Annotated in this window: 20 protein-coding genes; 7 read left to right on the forward strand and 13 right to left on the reverse strand. The window is 69.1% G+C overall.

Annotated features, from left to right (window positions below):
• The first annotated feature begins 47 nt into the window (after positions 1–47).
• From ACT53U_RS11880 to ACT53U_RS11890, 3 genes are all read left to right on the forward strand, one after another.
• Positions 48–1637 (forward strand): peptide chain release factor 3, encoded by a 1590-nt coding sequence (locus ACT53U_RS11880; RefSeq protein ID WP_476155331.1) that lies wholly within the window; start codon positions 48–50, stop codon positions 1635–1637.
• A gap of 132 nt (positions 1638–1769) precedes the next feature.
• Positions 1770–2204, forward strand: a complete 435-nt coding sequence (locus tag ACT53U_RS11885) for a c-type cytochrome (RefSeq protein WP_476155333.1) — start codon at positions 1770–1772, stop codon at positions 2202–2204.
• A gap of 8 nt (positions 2205–2212) precedes the next feature.
• The gene (locus tag ACT53U_RS11890; protein ID WP_476155334.1) at positions 2213–2908 is read left to right on the forward strand and encodes a cytochrome b/b6 domain-containing protein; all 696 of its coding nucleotides are present in this window, start codon (positions 2213–2215) and stop codon (positions 2906–2908) included.
• 73 nt (positions 2909–2981) lie between these two features.
• Here the strand turns inward: ACT53U_RS11890 and ACT53U_RS11895 are convergent, their stop codons facing one another.
• From ACT53U_RS11895 to ACT53U_RS11915, 5 genes are all read right to left on the reverse strand, one after another.
• Positions 2982–3887 (reverse strand): PfkB family carbohydrate kinase, encoded by a 906-nt coding sequence (locus tag ACT53U_RS11895; protein ID WP_476155336.1) that lies wholly within the window; start codon positions 3885–3887, stop codon positions 2982–2984.
• Positions 3888–3996: 109 nt separating this feature from the next.
• On the reverse strand, positions 3997–5814 hold the full coding sequence (locus ACT53U_RS11900) for a cation:proton antiporter domain-containing protein (protein ID WP_476155337.1): 1818 nt from the start codon (positions 5812–5814) through the stop codon (positions 3997–3999).
• 108 nt (positions 5815–5922) lie between these two features.
• Positions 5923–6534 (reverse strand): HAD family hydrolase, encoded by a 612-nt coding sequence (locus tag ACT53U_RS11905; RefSeq protein ID WP_476155339.1) that lies wholly within the window; start codon positions 6532–6534, stop codon positions 5923–5925.
• 76 nt (positions 6535–6610) lie between these two features.
• On the reverse strand, positions 6611–7774 hold the full coding sequence (ppk2, locus tag ACT53U_RS11910; RefSeq protein ID WP_476155341.1) for a polyphosphate kinase 2: 1164 nt from the start codon (positions 7772–7774) through the stop codon (positions 6611–6613).
• Between the two features lie 152 nt (positions 7775–7926).
• Positions 7927–8739 (reverse strand): class II glutamine amidotransferase, encoded by an 813-nt coding sequence (locus ACT53U_RS11915; protein ID WP_476155342.1) that lies wholly within the window; start codon positions 8737–8739, stop codon positions 7927–7929.
• A gap of 254 nt (positions 8740–8993) precedes the next feature.
• Here ACT53U_RS11915 and ettA point away from each other — a divergent pair, with 254 nt between their 5' ends.
• Positions 8994–10661, forward strand: coding sequence for an energy-dependent translational throttle protein EttA (gene ettA / locus ACT53U_RS11920; protein WP_476155344.1), 1668 nt, complete (start codon positions 8994–8996; stop codon positions 10659–10661).
• A 275-nt stretch (positions 10662–10936) separates the two neighbouring features.
• Positions 10937–12226, forward strand: coding sequence for a diaminopimelate decarboxylase (gene lysA, locus ACT53U_RS11925; protein ID WP_476155346.1), 1290 nt, complete (start codon positions 10937–10939; stop codon positions 12224–12226).
• A 178-nt stretch (positions 12227–12404) separates the two neighbouring features.
• On the opposite strand, the gene ACT53U_RS11930 is transcribed toward lysA, so the two are convergent.
• Positions 12405–14216, reverse strand: a complete 1812-nt coding sequence (locus ACT53U_RS11930; protein ID WP_476155348.1) for an ABC transporter transmembrane domain-containing protein — start codon at positions 14214–14216, stop codon at positions 12405–12407.
• 310 nt (positions 14217–14526) lie between these two features.
• Between ACT53U_RS11930 and rpmE the strand changes: the two genes are divergently transcribed.
• On the forward strand, positions 14527–14748 hold the full coding sequence (gene rpmE / locus ACT53U_RS11935) for a 50S ribosomal protein L31 (protein WP_476138346.1): 222 nt from the start codon (positions 14527–14529) through the stop codon (positions 14746–14748).
• A gap of 155 nt (positions 14749–14903) precedes the next feature.
• On the opposite strand, the gene rcdA is transcribed toward rpmE, so the two are convergent.
• Entirely contained in the window at positions 14904–15434 is a 531-nt protein-coding gene (rcdA, locus tag ACT53U_RS11940; protein WP_476155350.1) for a protease adaptor protein RcdA, read from the reverse strand.
• 617 nt (positions 15435–16051) lie between these two features.
• On the opposite strand from rcdA, the gene ACT53U_RS11945 reads away from it, so the two are divergent.
• Positions 16052–16321: a hypothetical protein gene (locus ACT53U_RS11945; RefSeq protein ID WP_476138348.1), complete on the forward strand. Its 270-nt coding sequence runs from the start codon at positions 16052–16054 to the stop codon at positions 16319–16321.
• Between the two features lie 256 nt (positions 16322–16577).
• Here ACT53U_RS11945 and ACT53U_RS11950 read toward each other — a convergent pair whose 3' ends face one another.
• From ACT53U_RS11950 to ACT53U_RS11975, 6 genes are all read right to left on the reverse strand, one after another.
• Positions 16578–17078 carry a GNAT family N-acetyltransferase gene (locus ACT53U_RS11950; RefSeq protein WP_476155352.1) on the reverse strand — a complete coding sequence of 167 codons (501 nt, stop codon included), beginning with the start codon at positions 17076–17078 and terminating at the stop codon, positions 16578–16580.
• A 21-nt stretch (positions 17079–17099) separates the two neighbouring features.
• Positions 17100–18122 (reverse strand): peptidoglycan -binding protein, encoded by a 1023-nt coding sequence (locus tag ACT53U_RS11955; protein ID WP_476155354.1) that lies wholly within the window; start codon positions 18120–18122, stop codon positions 17100–17102.
• A gap of 2 nt (positions 18123–18124) precedes the next feature.
• Positions 18125–19144, reverse strand: a complete 1020-nt coding sequence (locus tag ACT53U_RS11960; RefSeq protein WP_476155356.1) for a flagellar motor protein MotA — start codon at positions 19142–19144, stop codon at positions 18125–18127.
• A gap of 120 nt (positions 19145–19264) precedes the next feature.
• Entirely contained in the window at positions 19265–20053 is a 789-nt protein-coding gene (locus ACT53U_RS11965) for an inositol monophosphatase family protein (RefSeq protein ID WP_476138352.1), read from the reverse strand.
• 74 nt (positions 20054–20127) lie between these two features.
• A complete protein-coding gene (locus ACT53U_RS11970; protein WP_476155358.1) occupies positions 20128–21303 on the reverse strand; it encodes a tetratricopeptide repeat protein in 1176 nt (391 codons plus the stop codon).
• A 5-nt stretch (positions 21304–21308) separates the two neighbouring features.
• Positions 21309–21926, reverse strand: a complete 618-nt coding sequence (locus ACT53U_RS11975; RefSeq protein ID WP_476155359.1) for a thiamine phosphate synthase — start codon at positions 21924–21926, stop codon at positions 21309–21311.
• Positions 21927–22025 lie beyond the last annotated feature (99 nt).

The raw sequence follows: 22025 nt of genomic DNA on the forward strand, positions 1-22025 counted from the left end.
CTGACTGCGACGCCCCCGGCGTCCAACCCGTCTCCGAGACCCTTTCCATGTCCTCGCACGTTCCGGCCCCCGCCGCCGATCCCGTCTCCCGTCGCCGCACCTTCGCGATCATCTCGCACCCGGACGCCGGCAAGACCACGCTGACCGAGAAGCTGCTGCTGTTCGGCGGCGCGATCCAGCTCGCCGGTCAGGTGCGCGCCAAGGGCGATCGGCGTCAGACCCGGTCGGATTGGATGGGCATCGAAAAGGAACGCGGCATCTCGGTGATGACCTCGGTCATGACCTTCGAGTACCGCGACTGGGTGTTCAACCTGCTCGACACGCCCGGCCACGAGGACTTCTCGGAAGACACCTATCGCACGCTGACCGCGGTCGATGCCGCCGTCATGGTGCTCGACGCCGCCAAGGGCGTCGAGGCGCGGACGCTGAAGCTGGTCGAGGTCTGCCGCCTGCGCGACATCCCGATCGTCACCTTCGTCAACAAGTGCGACCGCGACACGATGGATCCGTTCGAGCTGCTCGACGACATCGAGAATTCGCTCGCGCTCGACACCACGCCCAAGACCTGGCCGATCGGCCGTGGCCGGGCCTTCGCCGGCACCTACGATCTCGACGACAACACCATCCGCCTGAAGGATGCCGAGGCCTCGATCCCGGTCTCCGGTCCCGACGACCCGCAGATCGAGGCGCTCTTGCCGCCGCAGGACTTCGCCCAGTTCAAGGACGAGGTCGAGCTGGCGCAGGGCGCGTCCAAGCCCTTCGTCGCCCAGTCCTTCCTCGAAGGCCACATGACGCCGGTCTATTTCGGCTCGGCGCTCAAGGACACCGGCGTGCAGGACCTGATCGACGCGCTCGGCAAATTCGCGCCCAGCCCCCGCGAGCAACGGGCCGCGACCCGCGTCGTCGAGGCGGGCGAGCCGAAGATGACCGGCTTCGTCTTCAAGATCCAGGCGAACATGGACCCGAACCATCGCGATCGCATCGCCTTCATGCGGGTGTGTTCGGGCCGGCTCCAGCGCGGCATGAAGGCGAAGCTGGTGCGCACCGGCAAGCTGATCGGCCTCACCGCGCCGCAGTTCTTCTTCGCCCAGGACCGCTCGATCGCCGACGAGGCCTTCGCCGGCGACATCGTCGGCATTCCGAACCACGGCACGCTGCGCATCGGCGACACGATGACCGAGGGCGAGGACCTGACCTTCCGCGGCGTGCCGAGCTTCGCGCCGGAAATTCTGCGCCGCGTCCGCGTCGGCGACGCGATGAAGGCCAAGAAGCTGAAGGAAGCCCTGCAGCAGATGGCCGAAGAGGGCGTCGTGCAGGTGTTCCAGCCGCGCGACGGCTCGCAGCCGATCGTCGGCGTGGTCGGCAATCTCCAGCTCGACGTGCTGAAGGAGCGCCTCGCCGCCGAATACGGGCTCGAGATCTCGTTCGAGACGACGCGCTTCTCGGTCGCCCGCTGGGTGACGAGCGAGGACCCGACCAAGGTCGAAGAGTTCTCGCGCCGCGACAGCTCGGCCAACTGCACCGACCTCGACGGCGATCCGGTGCATCTCGCGACCTCGACCTTCGCGTTGAAATACGAGGAAGATCGCTGGGATACGCTGCGCTTCACCGACGTCAAGGACTATCAGAAGGGCTGATCCGGCGACGGATCGTCGAGGCGGCGGAGACCGGACTCACGCGAAGTTCAATGGAATCGTTCTCATGATCGTGCGATCGAAACCCGTCTTCCCGCCGCACCGTCCGCGGCTTTCTCACGAGGATTCGACCGTATGATCAAGCTTCGCACCGCCGTGCTCGCCGGCGCCGTCCTGGCCGCCGCCGCCGGTATCGCCAATGCCGATGCCCTCTCCGACCGTCAGACCATCCTCAAGGGCTGGGGCGACGCCACGCGTCCGGTCGGCGGCATGCTGAAGGGCGAGGCGCCCTTCGATCTCGCCAAGGTGCAGGCCGCGCTCGACGCCTATGTCGCCGGCACCGAGAAGCTGCCGGGCCTCTTCCCGGACAATTCCAAGACCGGCAAGACCGAAGCCTCGCCGAAGATCTGGGAAGAGAAGGCCAAGTTCGAGGCGCTCTTCGCCAAGCTCGGCACCGACGCCAAGGCGGCCAAGGTCGCCATCACCGACGAGGCCTCGTTCAAGGCCAACATCGGCAAGGTGCTCGGCAACTGCAAGGCCTGCCACGACAACTACCGCGAGAAGAAGTGAGTCTCGCCATGACCGACGCCGTCGTTGCCGCACCCGTCAAGGTCCTCGCCTGGGACGGGCCGACGCGCCTGTTCAAATGGGCGCTGGTCCTGGCAGTCGCGGGCGGATGGGCGTCCGACAAGCTGGGCGGGGGCAACCCCGTCTGGCACGTCTGGAACGGCTATTTCGTCCTCGTCCTCGTCGTCTTCCGCCTGCTGTGGGGCGTGGTCGGCGGGTCGACGTCGCGGTTCGCCAATTTCCTGCGCTCGCCGGTCGCCACGATCCGCTATGGGCTCGACCTCTTACGCGGGCGCGAGGCGCACTATCTCGGCCACAACCCGCTCGGCGGCTGGATGGTGCCGGTGCTGATCGGTCTGCCGGCTCTGATGGGGCTTTCGGGCCTCTTCAACGCCGACGACGATCGGCTGATCATCGAGGGTCCCTTCGCGGCCAAGCTCTCCGACGCGGCGGTCCACGTCGCCCATCGCATCCATCACTACGCCTTCGATCTCTTGCTGATCGCGGTGGCGGCCCATGTCGCGGCGGTGGCCTTCCACGCCGTCGTCAGGAAGGAGCGGCTGGTGCCGGCGATGGCGACGGGCAAGAAGCCCGCGCGCGACTATGTCGACGAAGCCCGCGCGACGCCCGGATCGGTCGTTGCGGCGCTCGTCTGTCTCGCGGTGGCGGTGCTGGTGGTGTGGGGCGGCGTGCAGCTCTTCCGCTGAGCCCGCGCCCACGGATCGAACATGCGAACGGGGGCCGAAGGGCCCCCGTCGTCGTTTTCGTCCGTGGTCGATCTCAGGAGGGATGCGACTCGAGGAATTCCTCGACCTCGGCGCGGGTCGGCACGCCGGCGCGGCCGCCGAAGCGCGAGCACTTGATGGCGGCGACGGCAGAGGCGAAGCGGAAGGCGTCGGGCTCCGGCATCTTCTCGGCCAAGGCGAGAGCGAACGAGCCGTGGAACGTGTCGCCGGCACCCAGCGTGTCGACGGCATGGACAGGGAAGGACTGGAGGCGACGGATGCGGTCGCCCTCGAGCCACATGACGCCGCCGGAGCCGAGCGTCACGGCGAGGAAGGCGTCGGTCATCTTGGCGATGGCGAGCAGGCCCTTGGTCGGGTCGGAGATGCCGGACGTGCCGCGCAGGCCCGGCGTGCCGAAGACCACGTGGGAGGCCGCCTGCAACATCTGCGGCGCGTCGCCCTCGGCGCGGTCGCCGTCGAGCACGCCCGGAATGCCGCGGCGCTTGGCCGCCTCGAGCAGCGGCACGGCGATCGAGGGATAACGGTCGTCGGTCATCACCGCGTCGACGTCGGCGACGAGGCGTTCGGCCTCCTCGTCGGAGATCTCGGGCGGCGCGACGTGCGGCGGGTGCCAGGTCAGGATGGTGCGCTCGCCGTCGCCGTCGACGATCGCCGAGCAGACCGGCGATTCGCGGCCGGGAATGCGCAGGATCTTCGAGGTGTCGACGCCCTCGGACTTCAGCCCGCGGATGATCATCTCGCCGATCAGGTCGTCGCCGAGCGGCGCCAGAACCTGGCCCTTGCCGCCGAGGCGCACCACGGCGACCGCCGCGTTGGCACCGGAGCCACCGCCGATCGAGGTGAAGTCCTTGGCGCGGCCCTTGGTGCCGCGGGCGGGCGCGGCGTCGAAGCGGTAGATGAAGTCCTGCACGGCGGCGCCGGCGACGAGTACGGTGGGCATGACGGATCTCACTTCTCTTTCGGCAAGAAATTTCTAACACGCCGAATGTTGAGATTTCGAGATGGACGGATTCCCGTCGGGGGCGTTGCGTATGTGACTTTCGTAGGGGTCATCCGGGTTCGCGGCGGCGGAAGCGCAGGCCCTGCCTGCGCGCCACGGTGGAGGCCTGCGGCGACTGGGCGGCGGCGTCGGAGAGTTCCTTGCGGAAGCCGTCGCGCTTCTCGTGGATCGAGGCGATGACCGGCCCCATGGCGACGCCGAGACCGACGAGGGCGGCCTCGGAGAGCTGCAGGCTCGCCTCGATCGTCTCGGGGACGACCTCGGTGACGCCCTTGCGGTAGAGCCGTCGGGCGTGGGCGGCGTCGCGGGCGCGCACCATCAGCGGCACGTCGGTGCGCAGCGTCTTGACCGCGTCGACGATGGTGTCGACGGCGGACGGATTGTCGACCGTGACGATGACGGCGGAGGCCTCGGCGACGCCGCAGGCGCGCAGGAAGAGCAGGTTGGTGACGTCGCCGTAGTAGACCGGGCGTTCGGCCTTGCGGCCCTCGGCGACGTTCGCGGGGTCGAGGTCGGCGGCGATCCATTTGACGCCGTGCTCGTCGAGCAGGTCGGCGACGACATGGCCGACGCGGCCCCAGCCGACGATCAGGGCGCGGGCGGCGTGGTTCTCCGGCGGGGCGACGAGGGTCGCGGGATCGGCGGGGGCATGGCGGACGATGACGGTGGAGACGCGCCGTCCCGCCATGTCGAAGAAGGGGATGGCGGCCATCGACAGGCCGACCACGGCGACGACGAAGGTGGCGGTGTCGGGGGCGACGACCTTCAGCGACACGGCGAGGCCGACGACGATGAAGGCGAATTCGCCGCCCGGACCGATCAGCAGCGCCGTCTTCACCGCGTGCGCATGGTCGATGCCGAAGAGCCGGGCGCCGAGGCCGGTGACCAGGCCCTTCAGAGCGACCAGGACGACCGAGCCGGCGACGATCGACAGCGGATGGGCGACGACGTAGTCGAGGTCGACGCTCATGCCGACCGAGAAGAAGAAGACGCCGAGCAGCAGGCCCTTGAAGGGCTCGATCATCGATTCGATGGCGCGGCGATATTCGGTCTCGGCCAGCATCAGGCCGGCGACGAAGGCGCCGAGTGCCATCGACATGCCGGCGAAGGCGGTGGCGACGCCGGTGCCGATGGCGACGAAGAGGATCGTCGCCATGAAGAGCTCGACCGACTTGGTCTCGGCCACCGCTCGGAACAGCGGGCGGAGCGCGACGCGACCGAGCAGGATGATGGCGGCGACCGAACCGATGCCCTTGATCAGCGCCAGACCGAGGCCGATCCAGACGGACTCGCCGGCATGACCGCCGCCGAGCTGATCGACCATGAAGAGGATCGGCACGACCGCGAGATCCTGGAACAGCAGGACCGCGAAGGCGGTGCGGCCGGTGACGGTCGCCAGCCGCTTCTGTTCGGCCAGCACCTCGATGACGACGGCGGTCGAGGACAGCGCCAGACAGGTGCCGAGCACCAGCGCGGCGGCCGGCGTCTGGCCGAACTGCAAGGCCGTGGCGCCGATCAGGAAGGCGGAGAGCAGCACCTGGAAGCCGCCGAGACCGAAGACGAGGCGCTTCAGCGCCGACAGGCGCGCCATCGACAGTTCCAGGCCGATGACGAAGAGCAGGAAGACGACGCCGAAGTCGGCGATGCCGGCGATGTCCTCCGAGGCCTGGAGGGTGACCCAGCCGATCGGCGGAAAGGTGTCGGCGAGCCGCCCGAGCCCGTGGGGCCCGAGGATGGCGCCGGCCATCAGGAAGCCCAGCACCGAGCCGACCTTGAGGCGATGCATCAGCGGCACGACGACACCGGCGGTGCCGAGGACGACCAGAACGTCCTTCATCTGCGTCAGGTCGATCGCCGTGCCCGCCATGCCACTCCTCGAATCCGTCGTTTGCGAATTCTTCTCAGAATGGCCCATACGACCACACGATGAAAGCGCGGCCGACGCGCTTCTCGCATGCGCGGGGTCGCGCAGGCCTCACGGCACCGGCAGGCCGTTGGCGGCGAGCTCTGCGGCGAAGGCCTGCGGCGTGACGAAACGGTGTGCCTTCATGCCGAGGGCGCGGGCGGCCTCGACGTTCTCGGGCATGTCGTCGACGAAGAGGCAGGTCTCGGGCGCGAGGCCGTTGCGGTCGAGGAGCACGCGATAGATCGCCGGGTCGGGCTTCACCAGCTTCTCGTGGGCGGAAACGACAGTGTCGCGGAAGCCCTGCAGGAAGGGGAAGCGCTCGCGCGCCTCGGCGTATTTCTCGGCCGAGAAATTGGTGATCGAGAAGGTCGGCACGCCCTTCGCGCGCAGGTGTTCGAGCAGGGCGACGGTGCCGTCGATCGCGCCCGGCACCATGTCGTGCCAGTGCTCGTCCCAGGCGCGGATCTCGCGTTCCCATTCCGGATGGGCGGCGATCCGTTCGGCGATGCCCTCGGCGAAGGACGTGCCGCGATCGAGCTCGAGGTTCCATTCGTGCGGCAGGATCGTCGCGAGGAACCATGCGGCACGGCCGGGTTCGGGCAGCAGGCGGGTGTAGAGGAGCGTCGGATCCCACTGGATCAGCACGCGGCCGATGTCGAAGACGACGTTGGTGACGGTCATGACACATCCGGGAAGAAGGCCCCGGCCGGGGCGGTCGGAGCCTTCGTGGCAGGCGAAAGGGGCGAAGGCGGGGCGATCAGCGCCCGCGCTTCAGCTCCGGATGGATCGCCTTCACCAGCATCTTGTTGTCGCGGCCGATGACGTGTTCGGTCGAGCCGACGATCAGCGGATCGACGCCGGTGACGATCGAGCCGTCCTTGGACGGATAGGGCAGCGACGACAGGAAATGCTGCATGCAGTTGAGGCGCGCGCGCATCTTGTCGTTGGACTTGATGATGGTCCAGGGCGCGTCGGCGGTGTCGGTGTAGAAGAACATCGCCTCCTTGGCCTCGGTGTAGTCGTCCCACTTGTCTAGCGAGGCGCGGTCGATCGGCGACAGTTTCCACTGCTTCAGCGGATCGTGCTCGCGGGCGTCGAAGCGGCGCTTCTGTTCCTCGCGGGTGACCGAGAACCAGTATTTGAACAGGCGGACACCCGAGCGCACCAGCATGCGCTCGAATTCGGGCGCCTGGCGCATGAACTCGAGGTAGTCGTTGGGCGAGCAGAAGCCCATGACGCGCTCGACGCCGGCGCGGTTGTACCAGGAGCGGTCGAACATCACGATCTCGCCGGCGGCCGGCAGATGGGTGATGTAGCGCTGGAAATACCACTGGGTGCGCTCGCGTTCGGTCGGCTTCTGCAGCGCGACGACGCGGGCGGTGCGCGGGTTGAGGTGCTCCATGAAGCGCTTGATCGTGCCGCCCTTGCCGGCGGCGTCGCGACCCTCGAACAGCATGACGATGCGCTCGCCGGTCTCTTCGACCCAGCGCTGGAGCTTGAGCAACTCGCGCTGGAGCTCGAGCTTGTGGGCCTCGTAGACCTTGCCGCGCATCTTGGTGGCGTAGGGGTATTCGCCGCTCTCGAAGACATGGGCGATGGCGGCCGGGTCGCGGCGCATCTCGGCGAGATGGTGACGGGTCTCGCCGCCGTCCCTCTTGTCCTTCTTCGCCCGGGGGCTCTCGTCGTCGCCATCGTCGATCGCCTCGGCGGGGGCGGCTTCGACGGCCGCCGGCTCGACGGCGGCGGGGGCAGGCGCGGGGACGGGCGCTTCGACCGCGACCGGCGCGACGTCGCTCGGCGCGGCGACGGGCGTCGCGGGGGCCGGGGTCGCGCGAGTGCGGCGGCGGGGCGCCGGGCGTGCTGCGGGTTCGATCGTGACGGGCGGCAGAGACTCTTCGTCGACGGCGTGTTCCATGGTCATGCGCGAAAGCCCTTTCTGGCGGGCGCCGCTTCGGAGGCGGCGACGCGGTCGACGACACGCCCCGCATTCCCGGGGCGTGCCCGCGGGGTTCGGGGCTCTGTGGCGAATGTCGTCAGCCTACGCGGCAGACGCGCACCCGGCCTTGAGGCGGATCAACCGGTGGCGGTGCCGCGCACGCGGGCGGCACCGGCGATCAGCCGGTCGAGATCGCGGAAGATCGGCGGGCCGTCGGGTTCGACGGTCAGGAGAGCTGAGCGCGGGACGGGGACCCAGTCGTCGGCCTCCTCGTCGATCGGCTCGGAGACGACGACGTGGCCGTCCTCGCGGGCGCGTAGATAGAGCGTCGGCGGGAAGGCGTCGGAGGACCAGCGGAAGGCCCAGATGCGGTTGCCGTCGGAGAGGCAGGCGGAGAAGCGGAAGGCATCGGAGACGCCCGCCTCGCTCTGGAAATCGACGACGGCACGGATGGTCGCTGCGATGGCGCCGACCGGATCAGCGTCGAGCCCCTGGCCGAGGGCGGCGAGGAAGAAGGCTTCCGAATCCGTCGCCCCGACGCGACGCTCGTAGAGCGCGTCGGGGATCATTGCCTCGAGCCTTCGGCGGATCTTCTTGTGACCGCCGATCTGGCCGTTGTGCATGAAGATCCAGCGGCCGTGGACGAAGGGATGGCAGTTGACGCGGGCGACCGCGGCCTCGGTCGAGGCGCGGACATGGGCGAAGAACAGGCGCGAGCGCACCTGCGAGCAGATCGAACGCAGGTTCTCGTCCGACCACGCCGGCAGGGTCTCGCGATAGAGGCCGGGCTCGGGGCGCTCGCCGTACCAGCCGATGCCGAAGCCGTCGCCGTTGGTCGTCGTCCGGCTCTCGTGGGCGTCGAGGGCCTGATGGACGAGCGAGTGTTTCGGGCGACAGACCAGATCCTCGAGCAGGATCGGGCGACCGGCGTAGGCGAGAATGCGGCACATGGGCGGGGATCCCTCGGATGGTTCCTTCCGCATGACGATTCCACGATGGTGCAACGGGCCGAGTTAACGATTGGTCAACCATGAGCGAGAACTCGCTCGCGGCGTTCCGCCTCGAGCGCCCATTGCCCGGCGTCGCGGGTGCCGCTACATAGGGCGCGACCGCGGCTTTCGGGGATTTCCCCGATGCCGCACCGAGTTTCGCGGGGGCGACGATCCCCCGCCGTTCCCTTCCGCCCTGCGAGGACGCGCGCCACATGGCCTCCTACGAGTACGTCTATTACATGCACGGCCTGACCAAGGCCTATCCCGGCGGCAAGAAGGTGCTGGAGAACATCCATCTCCAGTTCTTCCCCGACGCCAAGATCGGCGTGCTCGGCGTCAACGGCGCCGGCAAGTCGACCCTGCTCAAGATCATGGCCGGGATCGACAAGGAGTTCACCGGCGAGGCCTGGGTCGCCAAGGGCGCGACCGTCGGCTACCTCGAGCAGGAGCCGAAGCTCGATCCGGACAAGACCGTGCTCGAGAACGTCATGGTCGGCGTCGCGCCGAAGAAGGCGCTGATCGATCGCTTCAACGAGATCTCCATGCAGCTGGCGGAAGACTATTCCGACGAGCTGATGGATGAGATGACCAAGCTCCAGGATCAGATCGACGCGCAGGGCCTGTGGGATCTCGACAGCCAGGTCGAGATGGCGATGGACGCGCTGCGCTGTCCCGCGCCGGACGCCGAGGTGACCAAGCTCTCGGGCGGCGAGCGTCGCCGCGTGGCGCTGTGCCGGCTGCTGCTGTCGCACCCCGACCTGCTGCTCCTCGATGAGCCGACCAACCATCTCGACGCGGAATCGGTGGCGTGGCTGGAATCGCATCTGCGCGACTACAAGGGCGCCGTGCTGATCATCACCCACGATCGCTACTTCCTCGACAACGTCACCTCGTGGATCCTCGAGCTCGATCGCGGCCGCGGCATCCCCTACGAGGGCAACTACTCGTCCTGGCTCGGCCAGAAGCAGAAGCGCCTCGAGCAGGAGGGCCGCGAGGACGCCGCCCGCCAGCGCGCGCTGGCTCGCGAGTCCGAGTGGATCGCGGCTTCCCCCAAGGCTCGTCAGGCCAAGTCCAAGGCGCGTATCCAGCGCTACGAGGAACTGGTCGAGCGCGCCGCCAACAAGCAGGTCGGCACGGCGGAGATCATCATTCCCGTGGCCGAGCGGCTGGGCAACAACGTCGTCGACTTCGAGGGCATCACCAAGGGCTTCGGCGATCGCCTGCTGATCGACGACCTGACCTTCAAGCTGCCGCCGGGCGGCATCGTCGGTGTGATCGGCCCGAACGGCGCCGGCAAGACGACGCTGTTCCGCATGCTCACGGGCCAGGAGAACCAGGACGCCGGCACGATCAAGATCGGCGAGAGCGTCAAGCTCGGCTACGTCGACCAGTCGCGCGACGCACTCGACCCGAACAAGACCGTCTGGGAGGAAATCTCCGGCGGCAACGACGTGATCTATCTCGGCAAGCGCGAGATCAATTCCCGCGCCTACTGCTCGACCTTCAACTTCAAGGGCGGCGACCAGCAGAAGAAGGTCGGCGTGCTGTCGGGTGGCGAGCGCAACCGCGTTCACCTCGCCAAGATGCTGAAGTCGGGCGCCAACGTGCTGCTCCTCGACGAACCGACCAACGACCTCGACGTCGATACGCTGCGGGCGCTGGAGGAGGCGCTCGAGGACTACGCCGGCTGCGCCGTGGTCATCTCGCATGACCGCTGGTTCCTCGACCGTCTGGCGACCCACATCCTCGCCTTCGAAGGCGACAGCCACGTCGAGTGGTTCGAGGGCAACTTCCAGGACTACGAGGCCGACAAGGTCCGTCGTCTGGGGGCGGCCGCCGTCGAGCCGCACCGCATCAAGTACAAGCCGCTGACGCGCTGATCGCCGTCCTCGGTACGAGAAAAAAGAGCCCGGCGAGATCGCTCTCGCCGGGCTCTTCCCATCTGAAAGCACCGCTGAAAAGGTGAAGCAAGCTCGCGCCCGCCCCCGTCTCGCAATGACGCTACGGTAGCAGAGAAACGTCGCCGCAACAGTGTGTGAAATCACCGATTGCGGCCTAGTTTTTGTGCATTCCGAACGGGTGTGCGGCATGCTCTCCCCTCCGTCGGGAAAACGTGCTACGCCGCCTCATCCCCGCCAATCGACCGGACCCGACGATGACCGAACTCCTGCGCCGCCTTCCCGCCTCCTGTTGGTCGACGATCGACGGCGAACTCGCGCTCGAGGGCGTCAAGGTCTCGGCGATCGCGGCCGAAGTCGGCACGCCGTTCTATCTCTATTCGGCCAAGCGCCTGCGCGAGAACTACCGCGCGCTCGCCGATGCACTGGCGCCGCTCGGCGTCTCGATCCACTACGCCATGAAGGCCTGCGCCAACCGCGCGGTGGTGTCGATCCTGGCGAAGGAAGGGGCGGGCGCCGACATCGTCTCGGGCGGCGAGATGACGCGTGCGCTCGCCGCCGGCATTCCGGCCGATCGGGTGGTCTTCTCCGGCGTCGGCAAGACCGATGCCGAGATCGCCCAGGCGCTGCGGACCGGCATCCACCAGATCAACGCCGAGTCCTACGAGGAACTGTGGCGGATCGACCGGATCGCCGGCGAGCTCGGGCAGGTGGCGACGGTGGTGCTCCGCGTCAATCCGGACGTCGACGCCGACACCCACGCCAAGATCACGACGGGGAAGAAGGACAACAAGTTCGGCGTCGATGCCGACCGCCTCGGCCGGCTCGACAACGAGCTGAAGGCGATGGCGAACGTCCGCCTCGTCGGTCTCGCCGTCCACATCGGCTCGCAGATCCTCAAGACCAACCCCTTCGCCGAGGCCTATGCCCGCATGGCGAAGCTGGTGCGCGAGCTGCGTGCCCGCGGTCATGCGATCGAGCGGCTCGATCTCGGCGGCGGCTTCGGCATCCCCTATCGCAACGAACATGCGCCGACGCCGGCCGAGATCGCCGAGACGATCCGCTCGACGGTGGGCGATCTCGGCTGCCAGCTCGCGGTCGAGCCGGGCCGGTCGATCGTCGCGGATGCCGGCGTGCTGGTGACGCGGGTCGAGTTCGTCAAGGAAGGCGCCGACGTCGCCTTCGCGGTGGTCGATGCCGGCATGAACGACCAGATGCGCCCGGCGATGTACGACAGCCACCACGACATCGTGCCGGTGCGCCGGCCGAAGGACGGCGAGCGGGTCGTCTACGACGTGGTCGGGCCGATCTGCGAGAGCTCCGACACCTTCAAGCGCCACACGCTGCCGCCGCTCGACGCCGGCGATCTGGTCGTCATGGCGACGGCCGGTGCCTACGGGGCGACGATGGCCAGCACCTACAACGCGCGTGCGCTGGTGCCCGAGGTTCTGGTCGAGGACGGTCGCTTCGCCGTGGTGCGCCGCCGCGTCACGGTCGAGGAACAGCTCGGCTGGGAGACGATGCCGGCGTGGAGCGGCGGGAACTGAGGCACGCTGGACGGTTCGATCTTTCGGCCTCGCGTGGAGGCCCTTCATCCCGAGGAGCCCGGCGCAGCCGGGCCTCGAAGGGTGAAAGGCCGAGTGGCAAAGCCCGTCGTGGCTTCGCGCCTCACGAGGCTCGCTCCGCTCGCACCTCAGGGTGAAGCCGAACAGAGAGACGCCGCCCTCAGTCGGCGAGCGGGCCCGCCTCGCCGGCGCGGAACTGCAGGCGCGCCAGACGGGCGTACATGCCGTCCTTCGCCACCAGTTCGTCGTGGGTGCCTTCCTCGACCACCCGGCCGCCGTCGAGCACCAGGATGCGGTCGCAGGCGAGCACGGTCGCCAGCCGATGGGCGATGACCAGCGTGGTGCGGCCGACCATCAGGCGCTCGAGCGCAGTGTGGACGAGGGCCTCGCTCTCGGCGTCGAGCGCGCTGGTCGCCTCGTCGAGCAGCAGGATCGGCGCGGCGCGCAGCACGGCGCGGGCGATGGCGAGGCGCTGGCGCTGGCCGCCGGAAAGCGTCACGCCGCGTTCGCCGACCTGGGTGGCGTAAGCCGCCGGCAGCTTCTCGACGAACTCGTCGACCAGGGCGGTGCGGGCGGCGGCGATCACCTCGTCGTCGGAGGCGTCGCGGCGGCCGTAGCGGATGTTCTCCATGATCGTGTCGGCGAAGATCACCGTGTCCTGCGGCACGATGGCGATGCGGTCGCGCACGGCGGTCGGATCGGCGGCCTTCACGTCGACGCCGTCGATCGAGACGGTGCCCGACTGCGGGTCGTAGTAGCGCTCGAGCAGGTGGAAGACCGTCGACTTGCCGGCGCCCGAGGGGCCGACGAGGGCGATCTTCTCGCCGGGCGAGACCGAGAGCGAGAGCTCCTCCAGGATGATGCGGTCGGGCGCGCCGGGATAGGCGAAGCGGACGGCGTCGAGCCGCACGAGGCCGGCGGCCGGTTCCGGCAGGGCGACCGGGTTCGCCGGAGCGGCGATGGTCGGCTGTTCGGCGAGAAGCTCGGAGAGCCGTTCGGCGGCACCGGCGGCCTGGGCGATCTCGCCCCAGACCTGCGAGAGTTCACCGAGCGCACCGGCGGCGAAGACCGAATAGAGCACGAACTGCGACAGGGTGCCGGGGGTCAGGCGACCCGAGAGCACGTCGGTGGCACCGATCCACAGCACCGCGACGACCGATCCGAAGACCATGAAGATGGCGACGGCGGTGAGGAAGGCGCGGGCGCGGGTGGAGGAACGGGCGGCCTCGAAGGCGCGGTCCACCGCGGCGGTGAAGTGGCCGACGGCGCTCTTCTCGTTGGTGAAGGCCTGGAGCGCGCGCATCGCGCCGATGCTCTCGGAGGCGAAGGCGGCGGCGTTGGCGAGCGTGTCCTGGGCGAGGCGCGAGCGGGCGCGCACCTTGCGGCCGAAGGCGACCAGCGGCAGCACGATGAAGGGAATGGCGAGCAGCACCAGCGCCGAGAGGCGCGGGGAGGTCACCACCATCATCGCCACGGCGCCGACGAAGAGGAAGAAGTTGCGCAGCGCGATCGAGGCGGAGGCGCCGACGGCGGACTTGATCTGGGTGGCGTCGGCGGTCAGCCGCGAGACGATCTCGCCGGAGTGCGAGCGATCCCAGAAATCGGCGGAGAGCCGCGTCACGTGTTCGAAGACGTGGGAACGCAGATCGGCGACGATGCGCTCGCCGAGCCAGGTGACGAGGTAGTAGCGGGTGGCCGAGGCGAGCGCGAGGGCGCCGGCGAGCACCATCAGAACCGCGAAGTAGCGATCGATGAAGGCGCTGTCGGCGGCGGAGAAACCGTGATCGATCATGCGCCGCACCGCGAGCGGCAGGGCGAGTGTCACGCCGGCGGCGGCGACCAGCGCGCAGAGCGCGGCGAAGACGTGACCACGATGGCGTGCGACATAGGGCAGGAGGCTCTTCAGCGGACGCACGGAACGGCGCTTGGCCGGCTCGCTGCCGGTCTCGGAGGTGCTCGTCTTTCTCGCCACCGTGGATCCCTCGTCGCTCGGTCGAGCCGGACCTCTGCCGGCGCGACTTCCTTGAACGCTTCCAGCGGAGGGATCAAGTCCCGAGACCGTGAAAGCGACGAAGGTCGCGGGCGGGCGAGGCGGGGAAAGCGCCGGCGATCGGTGCGATCACCCTTGTTCGTGGAGCCCGATTGTTATATGAACGCCGCCGAACCGACGAGACGGCCGTGTCGTGCACCGACGCGGCCTCGTCTTTGTCGAACCTCATCGACACGATCGCGTGAGCGCGGCCGCCGAACCCGGCAGCGGTGTCACGGAACGGGGCACGACCATGAAGCAGGGCATCCATCCCGACTATCACACCATCAAGGTTGTGATGACCAACGGCACCGAGTTCACCACGCGCTCGACCTTCGGCAAGGAAGGCGACACGCTGAACCTCGACATCGATCCGTCGTCGCATCCGGCGTGGACCGGCGGTTCGCAGCAGCTGCTCGACCGCGGCGGCCGCATCTCCAAGTTCAAGGACAAGTTCAAGGGCTTCGGTCTCTGATCGACCCCTTCGGACCCGTCCGAAACGATTGCCCCGGCCGAAAGGCCGGGGTTTTTCGTTTTCGGTCGGTGTGTCCGCGAACGCCGCCGGCGAGAACGACGAAGGCCGGCGCGATCGCTCGCGCCGGCCCTTCTGTCCCGAAACGGGACGGATCGTCAGTCGTCGCGGCCGAAGGCGTGGGCGAGGAGACCCAGCTGGTCGGCGACCGGGTTCGGCGCCGGTGCCCGCTCGGTCTCGGCATAGATGGCGTCGTCGAGCTTGCGGATGCGCTCCTGCAGGCGGCGCGAGCGTTCGACCAGATCGCGCAGCGTCTCCGGCACCTCGTCCCAGCCGGGGCCGGTGCGATCGGCGGGGCGATCCTCGATGCGGACCTTGGACTTCTCGAGGCCCGCCTGCTGCTGCGTCATTTCGCCTTCGTTGACGGCGCGCTGCAGCAGGAGCCAGGAGGCGAGCTGCATCAGGCGCGTGGTCAGGCGCATGGATTCGGTGGCGTAGATCAGCGAGGCGGCGCGCGACAGGCCGCGGCTCTCGGAACGGCCGGGGCCGTCGAGATAGGAAGCGGTCTCCTCGACCAGCGCCATGCCTTCGCGGAAGAGCTGGCGGAAGGTCTCCGATCCGGCGAAGCGCGCGGCGAAATCGACGGTCTCGGCGGCTTCGGTCTGGTCGGTGGGAACGTCCGGGTTCATCGCCATCTCCTCGAGCGACACGCGGGACCTGCCCCGAAGCGGGACACCGCGCGTTTCATCGACCTTCCCGTCGCAAGAGCCGTGCCGTGTCCGGCGGGGAGGCGCGACGCGCGACCGCCGGCCGTTGTCGCCGCGATCTCGGAAAAAAGGAGAGCCGCGGAGTGCGCGGCTCTCGCCGAGTCTCTTAGGAGGCAACGAGCCGAGTGGGCAAGCCACTCGCGATCCGGAAATTCCGGATGTCACCATCATCGATCGGAAACCTTAATCGACGATGAAACGGCGCGCCATACGCCGCCGTTTCGGGTGTCTTCCGCGGCTGTGGACCGCGCCGCCGGGCGGGTCGACGATCACGTCGTGGAGATCTCGACCGCGTCCAGTTCGCGGTCGCAAAAAAGACATGACCCGCTGCGAGGAAGTTCTCGCGAACGGCATCGCGGCCCGTCGTCTTCCGGTGGCGGCCGGATTTACGAAGGGTAAACCACGCTGATCGTTCGCCGGGGACGAAAGTCGCCGTCGAGTTGCGTCGAAAGATTCGGTCAAGACTCGATCGGTCACAATTGTCTCAAAATCGGAGGATCTTCGAGGGGAAGATCCGGAGAGGACCCAAGGTACACGTCATGACTGCCGGCCAAAACGTCAACGCCAGCGAACTTCTCGGCAAGGCCCGCCTTTCCGTCCACGAAATGACCGATCTGATCGCCGCCATGGTCTCGGATCTTCCCACCGTCAAGTCGGTCGCGGTCGACGGCGACGGCGGCGAGATCTTCGTCGCGCTGACGACGGGCAAGCGCATCGGCATCGCCGCCATTCCGGTGGCCCATGCGATGAACGAGTCGATGGACAGCCGCCTTCAGGCGCTGGACGACCTGTTCAAGCGCTGCGCCTGAACCACCGTCCCGTCCGGCTCGACCGGACCCGAGTTTCGCGAGCGCCGGGCGTGGAGACACGCCGCGGCGCTCGATGTTTTCTGGGGCGGTGTTCGTGTCGGCGGGGGTGCGCGATGCTTCGAGACGCGCCTTCGGCGCTCCTCAGCATGAGGCGCATGTGCTTGTTTCGAAAATGAAAAAAGGCGCCTCATGCTGAGGAGCGGGCCGAAGGCCCGCGTCTCGAAGCATCACGCACGGCATTCGAACCACGATGCCTTCACGCCGGCCGCCACTCCAGCACCAGCGTCGGCAGACCGGAGCGCGGGTTTCGACCTTCGCCGACACGGGCGAAGCCCTGTTTCTCGTAGAAGGCGACGGCGCGGGCGTTGTCGGCGTTGACGTCGAGGCCGACGCGGTCGGGCGACACGCGGCGGGCCTCGGCCAGGAGCGCCTCGGCGAAGCCGGCACCCCAGACGACGGGATGGACGGCGATCTGGTCGAGCCAGCCGGTCGCCGGGTCGATCGTGACGAAGCCGCGGACGTCGCCGTTCGCCGCGATCGCCACTGCGACGTGGACGCCGTTCGAGAGATGCTCGGCGATCCGGTCGACCAGCCAGCCGCGACGGGCCTCGAAGTCGATCTCCGGCATGGTCTTCGTCCACGACGCCACCCAGAGATCGACGACCTCGGGCAGGTAGGCGGAGACATAGGGCAGGACCTCGCGAAGCGTGCGGGCGAGGTCGGGGACGGCGTCGCGGGGACCTGTGGTGTCGTTCAACGACGGCTCCTCGTCATTCGCTCAACGATCGGTCAGGCGGATTTCGATGCGGCGGTTTCGGGCATAGACCTCCTCGGTCTTGCCTTCCTCCAGCGGCTGGAACTCGCCGAAGGCGGCGGCGACGAGGTGTTTCGGCGAGACGCCGGCCTCGACCAGCCGCCGCACCACGGCGATGGCACGGGCGGCGGAGAGTTCCCAGTTCGAGGCGAAGCGGCCGGCGATCGGGCGTTCGTCGGTGTGGCCGTCGACGCGCAGCGTCCAGGGCACGTCGGCGGGGATCTCGCGTTCGAGGTCGCGGATGGCCGCGGCGATGCGGTCGATCGCGGCGCGGCCGGCGTCGTCGAGGGCGTCGGAGCCGACGGGGAAGAGCACCTCCGACTGGAAGACGAAGCGGTCGCCGACGACGCGGACGTCGGGGCGGTTGCCGAGGATCTCGCGCAGGCGGCCGAAGAAGTCGGAGCGATAGCGTTGCAACTCCTGCACCCGCTGGGCCAGCGCCACGTTGAGGCGGGCGCCGAGGTCGGCGATCTTGGTACGGCTCTCCTTGTCGCGGCTCTCCGAGGCGTCGAGCGCCTCCTCGAGGGCGGCGATCTGGCGGCGCAGCGCCGAGATCTGGCGGTTGAGCAGGTCGACCTGGGCGAGGGCTTCCGCCGACAGGCGCTTCTCGGCGTCGAGCGCCGCACCGGCTCCGGCGGCGGCACCGGCGCCGGAGGCCGCACTCTTCTCCAGCGCGTCGATGCGGGCGCGCAGCGCATCGCCTTCCGCGCGGGCGTCGGAGAGACCGGCGCGCAGACGCGTCGCCTCGCTCTCGACGTCGGCCTTGCCGCCGCGCTCGAGGGCGAGCAGCTCGGTCAGTTCGGAGATCTGCTTCTGCAGGCGGAGGAGGGCGCTGTCCTTGCCGGTGATTTCCTTCGACAGGAAGAACTGCGCCAGCATGAAGACCGACAGCAGGAAGACCACCACCAGAATCAGCGTCGACAGAGCGTCGACGAAGCCCGGCCAGTAGTCGATCGGCCCTTCGCGGCGACGGCGGGCGAGGCGCATCGTCACCTCCCGTCGGCGGGCGTGTCGGCCGGCGCTCGGGCGGGCGTGCCGCCGTCGGGATCGAGGGCGCCGGCGATGCGGTCGAGCGCGGTCAGCGTGGCGCGTGCGGTCTCGCCCTGGGCGTCGATCAGGCCGCGGATCTGCGCCTGTTCGGCGCGCACCTCGGCGACGAGGCCGCGCAGGCTCTCGGCGAGTTCACCCAGTGCCGAGGCGGTCTTGCCGCCGCCGGTCGAGCCCATCTCGGTGAGGCGCGCCAGCCGGTCGATCGAGCGCTGGAGCCCTTCGACGCCGGAGGCGGGGCGGTCGAGTTCGAGATCGGTCTCGGTCGCCAGCCAATCCTCGAGCTCGTTGTAGAAGCGGTTCTGCGCCGCGCCCGCCTGGAGGTCGAGGAAGCCGATCACCAGCGAGCCGGCGAGGCCGAAGAGCGAGGACGAGAAGGCGAGGCCCATGCCCGACAGGGGCTTGGCGAGACCGGTCTTGAGGTCCTCGAAGACGGCGCCGAGGTCGGAAGCGCCGCCGTTCAGCGTCTTCAGCGTGTCGCCGATCGAGGAGACGGTCTCGGAGAGGCCGGTGAAGGTGCCGAGCAGGCCGAGGAAGACCAGGGTCGCGGCGATGTAGCGGGTGATCTCCCGCGTCTCGTCGAGGCGCATGCCGATCGAATCGAGGATCGAGCGGGTCGTCGCCGGCGTCAGCCCGGCGGTGCCGCGATCGCCGATCAGCGCCGCCATCGGTCCGAGCAGGCGCGGGCGCGGCAGGGCGGGGGCGGTCGGGTCGGCGGCGCGGAAGGCGTTGACCCAGCGCACTTCGGCAAAGAGCCGGATCACCTGGCGCATCGCCAGGAGGATGCCGAGCGCGGCGACGAAGAGGATGAAGCCGTTCAGCGCCGGATTGGCCGAGAAGGCCGCCATCGCCTGGCGCTGGAGGATCACGCCGACGAAGCCGGCGATCACCAGGAAGATCACCATCCGCCAGAGGAAGACCTGCGGGGAGGAGAGGCGTTCGTGTTCGTGTCTCGGTGCCATGTCGTGTCTCGCGGGGTGGCGGCAGGATGAACGCCGCCGGGCCGCGAGACAAGCACGGATCGGTCACGCCTTCGCGACGGTTCGACGACGGCGGGTGGAACCGCGAACGGAGGTCCGCGATCAGGCCTCGGTGATGACCTTGGCGACGCGCTTGTAGACGTTCTCGTTGCCGCAGATGACCGAGCCGGTCTCGAGCATGCGCTCGCCGCCCTTGAGGTCGGTGACGAAGCCGCCGGCCTCGCGCACCAGCAGGATGCCGGCCGCCATGTCCCAGGGCTGCAGGTCGCGCTCCCAGAAGCCGTCGAGGCGGCCCGAGGCGACCCAGGCGAGGTCGAGCGAGGCGGCGCCGAAGCGGCGAATGCCGGCGACCTCGCGGCTCAGCGCGCCGACCTCCTTCAGCCAGCGGGCGTGATCGCCGTGGCCGAGGAAGGGGATGCCGGTACCGATCACGCATTCGTGAAGGTCGCGGCGGGTGGCGACGCGCAGGCGGCGATCGTTGAGGAAGGCGCCGCCGCCGCGCTCGGCGACGTAGAGTTCGTCGAGGATCGGATTGTAGACGACACCGGCGACGATCTGGTCGTTGCGCTTCAGTGCCACCGAGATCGCGAACTGCGGGATGCCGTGCAGGAAGTTGGTGGTGCCGTCGAGCGGGTCGACGATCCAGGTGTGGGTCGGGTCGGAGCCCTCGACCACGCCGCCTTCCTCGAGCAGGAAGCCGTAGGTCGGACGAACGCGGGAGAGTTCCTCGCGCAGGATCGCCTCGGCCTTGCGGTCGGCGGCGGAGACGAAGTCGGCCGGGCCCTTGTGGGAGACCTGCAGGTTCTCGACCTCGCCGAAGTCGCGCACGAGCGAGCGAGCCGCCTTGCGGACGGCGTCGACCATGACGTTGAGGAGTGCCGAGCGTGCCATCGTGTCTTTCCGGGTTTTCGTGGAGCGGCCTCTCGTCACCACGAAATGCCGCTCGATTCAAGAAAAAAGGGCGCTCAGGGGCGCGGAGCAGGCTTGTCGGCGCCGCTCGCGGGGGCCGCGGCCGCGTTCGCGGCGGCTTCCGCCTCTTCGGCCTCGATACCGGCGCCGTGGGCGTCGAGGCGGTCGGCCTCGCGCGTCGCGCGAGCGCGGTCGGCGTCGGAGAGGTCGGCGAGCCGCGTCTCCAGCCAGACGTCGGCGAGGCCCTGGCGCTTGGCGAGGATGTGGAAGGTGAGGGCCATGACCGGGTCGGGGGGCGTGCCGATGCCGGCGGCATACATGCGTGCCAACCGGTTGCGGCCGATGGCGTTGCCGCGCAGCGCCGAGCGACGGAACCAGACGAAGGCGTTCTCCGCCGACTTCCGCACGCCGCGGCCGTTGATCAGCATCAGCGCGAAGTCGATCTCGGCCGCCTCGAAGCCGGCGGTCGCGGCCTCGTGCATCCACCGGGCGGCGGCGACGGGATCGGCGTGCGGGTTGTCGGGATCGGACAGCATGGTGGCGTAGGCGTATTGCGCCTCGATGTTGCCCTGCTCGGCGGCGCGGCGCATCCAGTCGGCGGCCTTGTCGACGTCGTGCGGGGCGTAGCGGCCGTCGAGCATCATGACGGCGCCGTTGAAGAGGGCGATCGGCTGGTTCTTCTCGGCGGCGGCGGAAAAGAGCGTCCAGGCGCGCTTGTCGTCGCGGGGCAGGCCGCGGCCGGCGAGCAGCATCTGGGCGAGTGCGGCCTGGGCCTCGCGGTCACCCTTGTCGGCGGCGAGCCCGTACCAGCGGGCCGCCTTGGCGAGATCGGCGGGCACGCCGAGGCCGCCCTCGTAGAGCGTGCCGATCATCGTCATGGCGGCGGTGTCGCCGGCCTCGGCGCGTGGGATCGCCAGCGCCATGGTGGCGAGCCAACGGCCGCGCTGGAAGGCGGAATAGACCGGGTCGGCGTCGTCGGGCGTCGTCGTCGGCGCGGGCGAGAGGGTGGCGCCCTCGAGACTGGTCGGCGCCTGACCGGGGGCGACCGGCACCACCCGCGGCGCGAAGGCGCCGGCGGGGATCGACGGGGCGGCCGCCGGCTTCTTCGGTGCTTCCTTCTTGGCCGCGGGCTTCGTCGGCTTCTCGGTCACGGCGAAGGCCGGCGCCGCCGCGAAGGGCGCCGCGGCGAGCGTCGCGAGGAGGAGTAGACGAAGCGTGCGGCGCGGAGCCATGGCGATCAGGCCTCCGCGAGGCGGCGGGTCGCCTCTTCGAGGGCGGCGACCGGCCCGCGCGGGTCGGCCCAGATCGCGTCGCGCAGGGCGACGAATTCGGCGCCGGTGGCGGCGGCCTCCTCGAGCGAGGCCAGCGTCGAGCCGGCCATCAGCACGACCGGCGGCTCGAACAGCGGCACCCACCAGACGGCGAGGTCCAGGGCGCGGGGATCGGCCTCGGGCGCCTCGGGGCGATCGAGGCTGCCGAAGAAGACGTAGTCGACCTGGGTCTCGCCGGCTTCCATCGCCTCGTGGCGGGTCTCGAGACCGCCGACGCCGACGATGCCGGCGGGGTGGAAGGTCTCGAGCGCGGAGCGCAGGTCGGCGATGCCGGTGTCGACATGGATGCCGTCGGCCTTGGCGCGGCCGGCGGTGCGGGTGTCGTTGCGCACGGTGACGGCGACGTCGTGCTTCTGGGCGATCGGGGTGAGGAGCTCGGCGATGCGCTGGCGCGCCATCTCCGATCCGGTCTCCAGCGCGACGATCAGCGAGGCGACGTCGCCGGCGGCGAGCGTCTGGTCGAGCACCGCCGGGAAGGTCGAGACGTCGACGTCGCGCGGGGTGACGAGGCAGAGACGGGGCACGGGCGATATCCTCGGAAAGGGCGGCGCAGCCGACATGGTCGCGCGTGGTGTCTTCCTATGGGATTTCGGCACGACGGTGGCAAGGGGGAAGGGTGTCGC

It is taken from the genome of Pinisolibacter sp. DMC19 (genome assembly GCF_056313985.1).

What these genes read in the sequence shown, in the direction of transcription:
- ACT53U_RS11955 (WP_476155354.1), bottom strand. Translation starts at nt 18,122, where the DNA reads ATGCGCCTCGCCCGCCGTCGCCGCGAAGGGCCGATCGACTACTGGCCG.
- ACT53U_RS11895 (WP_476155336.1), bottom strand. Translation starts at nt 3,887, where the DNA reads ATGCCCACCGTACTCGTCGCCGGCGCCGCCGTGCAGGACTTCATCTAC.
- ACT53U_RS11900 (WP_476155337.1), bottom strand. Translation starts at nt 5,814, where the DNA reads ATGGCGGGCACGGCGATCGACCTGACGCAGATGAAGGACGTTCTGGTC.
- ACT53U_RS11945 (WP_476138348.1), top strand. Translation starts at nt 16,052, where the DNA reads ATGACTGCCGGCCAAAACGTCAACGCCAGCGAACTTCTCGGCAAGGCC.
- ACT53U_RS11915 (WP_476155342.1), bottom strand. Translation starts at nt 8,739, where the DNA reads ATGTGCCGCATTCTCGCCTACGCCGGTCGCCCGATCCTGCTCGAGGAT.
- ACT53U_RS11965 (WP_476138352.1), bottom strand. Translation starts at nt 20,053, where the DNA reads ATGGCACGCTCGGCACTCCTCAACGTCATGGTCGACGCCGTCCGCAAG.
- ACT53U_RS11880 (WP_476155331.1), top strand. Translation starts at nt 48, where the DNA reads ATGTCCTCGCACGTTCCGGCCCCCGCCGCCGATCCCGTCTCCCGTCGC.
- ACT53U_RS11885 (WP_476155333.1), top strand. Translation starts at nt 1,770, where the DNA reads ATGATCAAGCTTCGCACCGCCGTGCTCGCCGGCGCCGTCCTGGCCGCC.
- ppk2 (WP_476155341.1), bottom strand. Translation starts at nt 7,774, where the DNA reads ATGACCATGGAACACGCCGTCGACGAAGAGTCTCTGCCGCCCGTCACG.
- ACT53U_RS11890 (WP_476155334.1), top strand. Translation starts at nt 2,213, where the DNA reads ATGACCGACGCCGTCGTTGCCGCACCCGTCAAGGTCCTCGCCTGGGAC.
- ettA (WP_476155344.1), top strand. Translation starts at nt 8,994, where the DNA reads ATGGCCTCCTACGAGTACGTCTATTACATGCACGGCCTGACCAAGGCC.
- ACT53U_RS11970 (WP_476155358.1), bottom strand. Translation starts at nt 21,303, where the DNA reads ATGGCTCCGCGCCGCACGCTTCGTCTACTCCTCCTCGCGACGCTCGCC.
- rcdA (WP_476155350.1), bottom strand. Translation starts at nt 15,434, where the DNA reads ATGAACCCGGACGTTCCCACCGACCAGACCGAAGCCGCCGAGACCGTC.
- rpmE (WP_476138346.1), top strand. Translation starts at nt 14,527, where the DNA reads ATGAAGCAGGGCATCCATCCCGACTATCACACCATCAAGGTTGTGATG.
- ACT53U_RS11960 (WP_476155356.1), bottom strand. Translation starts at nt 19,144, where the DNA reads ATGGCACCGAGACACGAACACGAACGCCTCTCCTCCCCGCAGGTCTTC.
- lysA (WP_476155346.1), top strand. Translation starts at nt 10,937, where the DNA reads ATGACCGAACTCCTGCGCCGCCTTCCCGCCTCCTGTTGGTCGACGATC.
- ACT53U_RS11905 (WP_476155339.1), bottom strand. Translation starts at nt 6,534, where the DNA reads ATGACCGTCACCAACGTCGTCTTCGACATCGGCCGCGTGCTGATCCAG.